Origin of the sequence: Sphingomonas sp. PvP055 (genome assembly GCF_040546365.1) — a bacterium.
Lineage (GTDB): Bacteria > Pseudomonadota > Alphaproteobacteria > Sphingomonadales > Sphingomonadaceae > Sphingomonas > Sphingomonas echinoides_A.
On sequence record NZ_JBEPNS010000005.1, the window covers coordinates 24,143 to 31,786 of the forward strand.

Here is a 7,644-nt window from a genome sequence, read left to right on the forward strand (position 1 = left end):
TGCTTGGGGCGGCACATGACCGGCATGCAGCGGCACACGATCGGCGCGCAGAAATTGAAGAATTGCTAGCCACATTGTCGATGTCCCCCCCCCCCCGCCGGATTCGTTCGCCTGCCTCTAGTTACTTTGCCAAATCTAGCGGACGGCCGAATTTAAGCCAGGTCCAGCTTTCACAAAAAGCCGCCTAGCAGGGGGCCTAACGATAGACCTTCTAAGCCAATTGCTTGCATGCAGAACATGCGCACAATTCTTCCCTTGGGAAAACCAAGTGGGTCAAGGCTCACTGGTACCAGAACTATGATCGTCATACGTGAAAGTGGGTGATCGGAAACCAAGATAAATACCGTACTCACACCCTGCTGATCATTGTTTGTTTTTATATATTTATGCTGACGCTGCAATTATTGGGAATGACATGATTCTTAATGCCGAGCGCATACTTTGCCGAATCTGAGCAAGGTCAAGACCAAACGCCCACACTTCGCAGCCTGTTGAAGATCGCCCCATTTGTACAGGTGCGTCGTAACCATTTGACGGATAGAAAAGCGCTGCTCTATTCGCCCCTAGTGCCGCTGCATGAGCGAGGAGCTGGTAAATATCGCTGGCAGAAGGATCGCCATCTCTATCCTTATACTTCGCGTCAAACACGGCGACACGATCTGTCGTGCGAACAACAACATCTGGGTTTGCCGGTAGGCGTGGCGGCGGTCCGCGGAAAAGGGGGCTTCTCTTGTCGGGGCCGCTCACCTCTGCAACGCCGTCTAACGCTTCGGCGATGGACGCGCGCACGGCACGTTCAAATAAGTTTTCCAAGTTCACGAACCATGATCGCGGTACAGTTGCTTCGGCATCTTGGCCATCTGACGGAGCGGCTCCTTGTAGAATTGCCAGGGACAGCGCTGCTGCTTCGAACAACGCCGGGTGTCTGTCCGTCAAATCCGCCTCAGCGAGGGCCTCGGCGAGAACTTCCTGTCTCGTGAGGAGGGCTGCTTGGTCAGCGCTGTCCCCAAACGTTGCACGCAATGCCCTTGCTGATGCAGCGAGCTCATCTCCAACGGCGGTGGCGCCTTTACCGGATGCGATCTCTCCCAACGCACGCCAAGCAATACGATTGAGTGGGAGATCATCGGTCATTCGGTGTCGACGGAACGCTACTTTGTGCCGAATACCGCGTGCCCGGAGGGCGACCGTGCCCGGTACATCAAGACTTCCGGTGAGATATGCTCCTGTTGTTCGTTCCTCGCGATACTCCTGGATGGCATACCCTGACAGATAGGAGCGGATGGCTGTAGCCAGCATCTCAGCTAATATCGTTTGTGGTTCCGCCCCTAGCACTATCGGGGAGGATGCACGCACGAGCTTGAATGCGCGCGGAGCAACGATTTCGGCCATCGCTCGGAACCCGCCGGGGACTTTTTCTGTGACAGCAACTTCTAGCCCACCAAGCACGACGCGCCCGACGTAGCCCCTTGCTGTCAGCTCCCATCCTCCAGCCCGACCTGGGCGCGCGCCTAGCACTGATCTCGAGACCAAGTCGCGGAATCCAGGGTCGCTCGACACCAAGAGCCACTCGCCATGCTCCAGCGGTGTTGCACCACGTTCTCGAACAACGATGGTCATGTAGCCTGTGACGAATCCTTGTCGTTTGGCCCGATTATGTCGGATGCGGATACCGCGACTGGTTCGGGTACCAGACGGAAATTAGGATCAGTCCAAGGATAAGCTGCTTCAATGGTCGAGGCGAAGGGATGAGGATCTTGAAGCGGCCGGTATAGCATTCGCCTCAATCGCTGCTCCCAAAGAGGGTACAAGTCCGATTCCGACGCAATCTCACTAAATATACCATGTCCGAACGGCACCATCGTTTCGTATTCTTTGGGGTGCTTTTGTTTGCATATCGCGAAGATAGCTATCAGCCGATCGACGACGATTTGAGGGATAGGAGGACTTTTGGCCGCGAGCATGTCGGCCAACTGACCGGCATCCGGGAGGAAGTCGATAATACGAAGTCGGCGCAGTAGCGCTGCGTCTATGCTCAACGCCGATCGATCTACGGGATTAAAGGTTGCGAGAATTGTTAATCTTGGAGCCACAGTAACCGACGTGCCGCCAAAAAGCGTTCTAAATGATCGCTCACGGTGTTCGACGTATGTCAGCAATTCCCCGAGTACTGCGGCAAGGTTGGCCCGCGTCAACTCCTCGATTAGGAGGACATGGTTGTGCTCCGGATCAGCCGTAGCGTCGTCGTTGACCTCCAAAAAGACCCCGGCCTTGTGATTGACCGCTCCTGAGGCGTCGATCCGGAGCCCCTCCACGAACTCCTCGTAGGTAAAGGATTGGTGGAATTGGATTTCTCTGACTCTGCTAGGCAGGCCAGCATGCCGTTGTGCCGCGATCAGGGCTACGTGGCTTTTGCCTGTCGCAGGCGGTCCCGCGAGGGCGATGATGGATGTTGCACCGTATCGTGCGCAAGCCGCGACAACCTCATCCACCTTCTTCTCGGTCGCAGCATTCGGCATTCATTCACCCCTTTAACGGCCGCTATCTCAGGTCAGGAGGTAGACCCGCGCAAGCCGAGAGGTGTTCCACATACTCCCGATCAGTGCTGAATGTCCTGTGCCGCTGTCGTGTCGTCGCCACTTCGCGAATAATCTGCAAGGCCCAGCCGTTTGGTATCCTGTAATAACCGTCTCCTCCCGCCTTTCGCTTTGGTATCAGAGTCCAGCCGAATGAGGCCCAGCACATCCAAGCCGCTACGCCTTCGTCATCTCCGTTGGCATTCGTCGCCCCCAGGTCGTCGAGATTGCCCGTCTCGCGGTAACCTTGGATTTTTAAGATAGCTTCGCCAAGGTCGGCCTCATCGTTCACTACAAAAATAGCTCTCTCGAGCTCGGGTATGCTGATCCGGTTATCAAGCGCGAGCATGGCGCGCCAAATAAATTGGAAAGGGAAAACCCTAGCGCCAACGTATCCTTTAGCCTCCCGCGTTGGATTATGCAGCTGCGCAGCTGCTATGGCTCTTGCAGCATATCTTGCTATTATTCGTACGTTATTATTATTTAAACCGTCTTGTCGCCAACCAAGTACTTCCTGGCCAAGCCGTGTGACGCGAACCACGCCGTCATTGCCGCTATTATCGGTATAGGCCAACCCTATATTCCGCAGCAACTGGCTCATGTTCCTAAACTGCTTAGGGTTTGCCGGTTTAAGCGGTTGACCGGCTGTTTGCATATTTGGCCTACCTTTAGGCCATGCTGCAAGAACGTCCGTTTCAGTCTGCCCATGACTAGAGAGAAATAGGTTTACTTGAGCGTCGGTTGGCTTTCCGGTCGGTACAACCGAGAAGGACTCGTGAAAGCTATTTGACCACGGCATCTCTTTACTCGGCAGCAACTAGGCGCGGAAGTAGCAGCACTCTGTCTGAAGCAGAATCCCTCTCAAGTGCTTCATAAGCAGCCTTCGCCACAGCCTCCGCAAGAAGCGGCGGAATAGCATTTCCGATCTGCGCGGCTATTTCTTCTTGAGTACCTACGAACCGGTGATCGTCGGGGAAGCTCTGAAGGCGCGCACCTTCGCGCAGGGTCAAATTTCTAGGCTCAACTGGATGCCCAAAGCGCCCTCGCGTAAAGCTATCAAATCGTGCCGTGATGGTTCCCGCTGGACGATCTGGGTGAAGGCGACCGTATACGGCACGATGCCCAATGCGGGCGGCACCGTTCTTGTGGCAGTTCGCGCGTAAATCCACGGGGAGATCCTCGAAGCCGCCGCCAGGAGGGATAAGGGAGATTCGTCGCTGGTTTAGTTCTGATAGCCGGGAGCGCCGGTGAAGTGGGTCCCCTGGTAATGGAACAAGATCTGCCGGCGGCTCAGGAAGGTCGGCCAGAGCCTCACCGGCCGTCCTCCGACCGACAGCGGTCGGCACAGGGAAAGTAAAGGAACCTGCCGCTTCGCGTCGTCTGCCGACAAAGAAGACCCTCAATCGGTTCTGAGGCACGCCATAATCGGCCGCGTCGAGTACGCGATGGGTGACTTGGTAGCCAGCGGCCTCCATTTCGGCGATAAATCGCGAGGCCGTAGCCCGTCCTCTGCCTCCAAGTAGTCCTTTGACGTTCTCCATCACAAACATGCGGGCGCGGGCATTGATGACCACTTGGCCAAATGCGTGAACCAGTTCGTTCCTGTGATCCTCGTCTGCGCCGATGCGTTGTGCAGAGAAGCCTTGGCAGGGCGGGCCCCCCGCCACGAGATCCACGTCCATTAGTCCCAGCGCCGCTAGGCGCTTTGCATTGAGGTTGGCGACATCGTCGGAAAGGCACGGATGATCGGGAAAGTTTAACCGATAAGAGCGTACAGCTGGTGCCCAATTATCGAAGGCGGCGAGCACGTTGAAGCCCCCGCTGACAAGACCGTGCGTCAGTCCTCCTGCGCCGCAGAACAGGTCAATGGCTGTTGGCTTCATGCGCGGGCCATCCGATCATGCAGCGTGCGATGACCTGCCTTCAGGGCAGGGATAAGTCGTGAGAAGCTTGGCCCTAGGGAATGCAGGATGTCTACTTCCCGGTCGGTCTTCTCTACCGCCGGTCCAAATAGCTCGCCCAGAAGGTGTGTCGCTAGAAATGCCGCAAACGGAGGCGGCACGGCGTTGCCCACCTGCATGAAGGCGGGGCCAACACTACCTTCGAACTGCCATGTGCTCGGGAATCCCTGCAAGAGCGCGGCCTCGCGCACTGTCAAACCGCGATGCTGCTCGGGATGCACGTAGCGGCCGCTCGCTGGGTTCCGAGCGTGGCCGGTGATCGTAATAGCCGGCCGGTTCCACCAGAGGCGTCCGTAGACGTCCTCATATCCGGCACGGCCTTGGCGCTCTGCAACGCGACGTAAGCAGGCAGGGCCGACGTGGCTAGGACGGTTTCCACCGTCTACCGGCACAGCCTTGATGGTTTCTACTGTGGAGACGCGGTGCCCTGCGGACCGGTGCATGGCATCGTGTGGAGAGATCTGCCCCGGAAGCACGGGGGGAAGATGGCCGATAGCCTGCCGCACTGTCCGGCGAGCCGTTCCAGACAGATAGCCTCGTGGCATGACGAATGGACGACGCATCCCGATCATCACGGCACGAAAACGGTGCTGGGGTACGCCAAATTCGGACATGTCATGGGCTGTGAGGACGACGTGGTAGCCTGCCTCCTCTAGGATGCGCCGAGCGCGGCGGACCACCGGCCAGTAGCGATCTGTCGTTACCTCAGGGACGTTCTCAACAATGATAGCGTCCGGGCCGATCGCCACGGCTACCTTTGCAAAAGTCAGAAACAAGGAGTTCCGCTCGTCACCTTCCCCCTCTGCATTACGATGAGAAGAGAAAGCCTTGGCAGGGAGCGCATCCGATGAGCACGAGCGGAGCGTTGGGAGACGAACGTCGGGCATTCACTTCTCGGACTATGGCCGACTGATCCTCGGCGTAGTCGTGCAGGTTCAGCAATGACGGCTTCAGCCCGAGGTTCCGCTCGTAGGTCCGCATGGCAAGGGCATCGATATCCACGGCCATCGCAAGGCGATAAGCGGGTACTAAGGCGTTCACCGCGAGAAATCCTGCGGACATGCCGCCGCATCCTGCGAACATGTCCACTACATCCACCGGACCAGCTTCGGCGGTACGGGCTTCGGCCCAGAGACTGTCCAATCCGCCAGCAGCAGTGATAGCTGCATCGCGAACGGTCGAGCGATCCGCGGCGAAAGCACGCAGGCGGTCAATGGCTGACCCGGCGATCCGCTCACCCGCAACTGCGCGAGGCTTCCTAGCCATCATGCTTCTCCTTTCGTTCTTGATTTGTGCCATAGCATCGACTCTTGGCCTTCACATCTGTTTTCAGAAGCCTGGGAATCGTAGCGTCTGTTTCATGATGGAGTAGCGTCGCGAAGCTCGCGCTCCCGGCACTCGAGCAGCCGCCATTCTAGGCAGAGGAATGCAGGTGGCGCCGTCATCCTTCTTGAACCTGCGTGTCGGTTTTTTGCCTCCGCGACGGTGGGGCAAGGGGAAGAGAAGATTGCGCCGCGTACCCTTCCCGATCGAGGTGATCCTTGATCAGGCGGGCAACGAGAGTGCTCTTTTTATAACCCTTTGCCTCACAGTAGGCCGTAAACCGTTCATCCAACGCGTCAGAGAGGATGACCTGCACTCGTGGCATTATGACCTCCGAAGATTACAGCGTCTTGCCATCTCAATCATGAAACTACCACACATTTATGCATTTCTACAAATAAACATGTAAAAATGTGCAAAAGTGTGTAAGATTGGGCATCTTGGCTGCTGTAACTGCGTGCGGTACGCAACCTAGCACTCACCGCATGAAAGCGTACGATGATCGGCTGTGGTCGAGCATGCTGATTGGGGTAGGTGTGATCCATTCGGCACCCAGTATGGGATAAGGACCGTAGAACAGGTCGCCGAGTGCGCGCCGGTAGTGGGCGTTCATCCAGCGCCGGCGTCGATGCTCCGGCCCATCGTGGAGCATGTGGCAGCGCTGGCATAGCGCCGCCAGCCGATGGAGAGCGCTGTCGCTGGGGTCATGGTTGAGATGCGCGCAGGCCAGGACCACCGGCGTCCATGCACCATGCGCCAGGATGTTCTCTGTTGGTCGTCGTACGCGTCGACCTTGGCCGTTGCGCCAGCAATGCCGCTTTCGGTCCCACCATCGACCACCCCGCAGATGAAACACCTTCTGTCCATGAGGACGTCCGCAATGCTCGCAGCATCCGTCTGCCCGTACGAAGCGCACATGGTGCGAGAGCTGCGGCCAGTCGATCGGGTAAAGGAACAAATGCTCGGGGCGAATTGGCATCAGACATCCCCCTGCGGCACGCCAGATTGCAGAATGGCTTGTATCATGGGACCAACGTCGCGGCGGTCAGCGCCCGGTAGAGGGTGGCATGATGGCACTTGAGCAGCTTGGCGGCTTCTCTCACCGATGTACCCTCGCTCACCAACCGTTCGCCGAGCGCGATCTGATCGGGGGTGAGCTTGGGCGGCCGGCCGAAGCGAACTCCCCTCGCCTTGGCCGCTACCCGACCGCTGCTGGTGCGCTGGTGGATCAACTCGCGCTCGAACTCGGCGATGCCAGCGAACACGGTCAGTACCATGCGGCCCGCAGGTGAGGTCGTATCCGCCCAGGGCTCAGCCAGCGAGCGCAGACCGGCGCCGACCTCCTTCAGCTTCTCGGCAATGTCGAGCAGGTCGCGGGTGGAGCGTGCCAGTCGGTCGAGCCGCGTCACCACCACCGTGTCATCGTCGCGCAGTTGCTTGATCATCCTGGCCAGCTCGGGCCGGTCACGCTTTGCACCCGACACCTTCTCCTCGAAAGTGCGCTTGCATCCAGCCTCCGTTAACGCGGCGCGTTGCAGTCGGAGATCTTGGTCGTCGGTGGACACACGGGCATAGCCGATCAGCATGTCGCAAAACTGTATCGGAACAACAATATTATGCAACAGACTTTTGCGACGCCGGTACACGAGAGAACGCAAGCATCGGGGCTGCTGTCGCGAAACTTAGGATATCTGCGACGGGGTCGAGCAGGGCCGCAAAAGCGGAACGTTCGCTAACGCCCACTAGCGGGCACGGTGCATACCGTCGACGATATAAACGCGCGT

At 57.9% G+C, this 7,644-nt stretch carries 8 protein-coding genes; all 8 read right to left on the reverse strand.

Annotated features, from left to right (window positions below; genetic code table 11):
- Positions 1–384: 384 nt before the first annotated feature.
- The 8 genes from ABIC16_RS21105 to ABIC16_RS21140 all read right to left on the reverse strand — a co-directional run bounded on the left by ABIC16_RS21105 (position 385) and on the right by ABIC16_RS21140 (position 7,446).
- Entirely contained in the window at positions 385–1,620 is a 1,236-nt protein-coding gene (locus ABIC16_RS21105) for a 5-methylcytosine restriction system specificity protein McrC (RefSeq protein ID WP_354292937.1), read from the reverse strand.
- Positions 1,617–2,519: an AAA family ATPase gene (locus ABIC16_RS21110; RefSeq protein ID WP_354292938.1), complete on the reverse strand. Its 903-nt coding sequence runs from the start codon at positions 2,517–2,519 to the stop codon at positions 1,617–1,619. The genes ABIC16_RS21105 and ABIC16_RS21110 overlap by 4 nt, the downstream gene beginning before the upstream one ends.
- 22 nt (positions 2,520–2,541) lie before the next feature.
- Positions 2,542–3,177 (reverse strand): hypothetical protein, encoded by a 636-nt coding sequence (locus ABIC16_RS21115; protein WP_354292940.1) that lies wholly within the window; start codon positions 3,175–3,177, stop codon positions 2,542–2,544.
- Positions 3,178–3,379: 202 nt separating this feature from the next.
- Complete coding sequence (locus ABIC16_RS21120) at positions 3,380–4,459, reverse strand: DNA cytosine methyltransferase (RefSeq protein WP_354292942.1); 1,080 nt, start codon at positions 4,457–4,459, stop codon at positions 3,380–3,382.
- Entirely contained in the window at positions 4,456–5,313 is an 858-nt protein-coding gene (locus ABIC16_RS21125; protein ID WP_354292944.1) for a DNA cytosine methyltransferase, read from the reverse strand. Before ABIC16_RS21125 ends, ABIC16_RS21120 begins: the two co-directional genes overlap by 4 nt.
- A 31-nt stretch (positions 5,314–5,344) precedes the next feature.
- Entirely contained in the window at positions 5,345–5,836 is a 492-nt protein-coding gene (locus ABIC16_RS21130) for a DNA cytosine methyltransferase (protein WP_354292945.1), read from the reverse strand.
- A 502-nt stretch (positions 5,837–6,338) separates the two neighbouring features.
- On the reverse strand, positions 6,339–6,839 hold the full coding sequence (locus ABIC16_RS21135) for a hypothetical protein (RefSeq protein WP_354292946.1): 501 nt from the start codon (positions 6,837–6,839) through the stop codon (positions 6,339–6,341).
- Positions 6,840–6,882: 43 nt separating this feature from the next.
- Positions 6,883–7,446 carry a recombinase family protein gene (locus ABIC16_RS21140; protein WP_354292947.1) on the reverse strand — a complete coding sequence of 188 codons (564 nt, stop codon included), beginning with the start codon at positions 7,444–7,446 and terminating at the stop codon, positions 6,883–6,885.
- Positions 7,447–7,644 lie beyond the last annotated feature (198 nt).

What these genes read in the sequence shown, in the direction of transcription:
- ABIC16_RS21105 (WP_354292937.1), bottom strand. Translation starts at nt 1,620, where the DNA reads ATGACCATCGTTGTTCGAGAACGTGGTGCAACACCGCTGGAGCATGGC.
- ABIC16_RS21110 (WP_354292938.1), bottom strand. Translation starts at nt 2,519, where the DNA reads ATGCCGAATGCTGCGACCGAGAAGAAGGTGGATGAGGTTGTCGCGGCT.
- ABIC16_RS21115 (WP_354292940.1), bottom strand. Translation starts at nt 3,177, where the DNA reads ATGAGCCAGTTGCTGCGGAATATAGGGTTGGCCTATACCGATAATAGC.
- ABIC16_RS21120 (WP_354292942.1), bottom strand. Translation starts at nt 4,459, where the DNA reads ATGAAGCCAACAGCCATTGACCTGTTCTGCGGCGCAGGAGGACTGACG.
- ABIC16_RS21130 (WP_354292945.1), bottom strand. Translation starts at nt 5,836, where the DNA reads ATGGCACAAATCAAGAACGAAAGGAGAAGCATGATGGCTAGGAAGCCT.
- ABIC16_RS21135 (WP_354292946.1), bottom strand. Translation starts at nt 6,839, where the DNA reads ATGCCAATTCGCCCCGAGCATTTGTTCCTTTACCCGATCGACTGGCCG.
- ABIC16_RS21140 (WP_354292947.1), bottom strand. Translation starts at nt 7,446, where the DNA reads ATGCTGATCGGCTATGCCCGTGTGTCCACCGACGACCAAGATCTCCGA.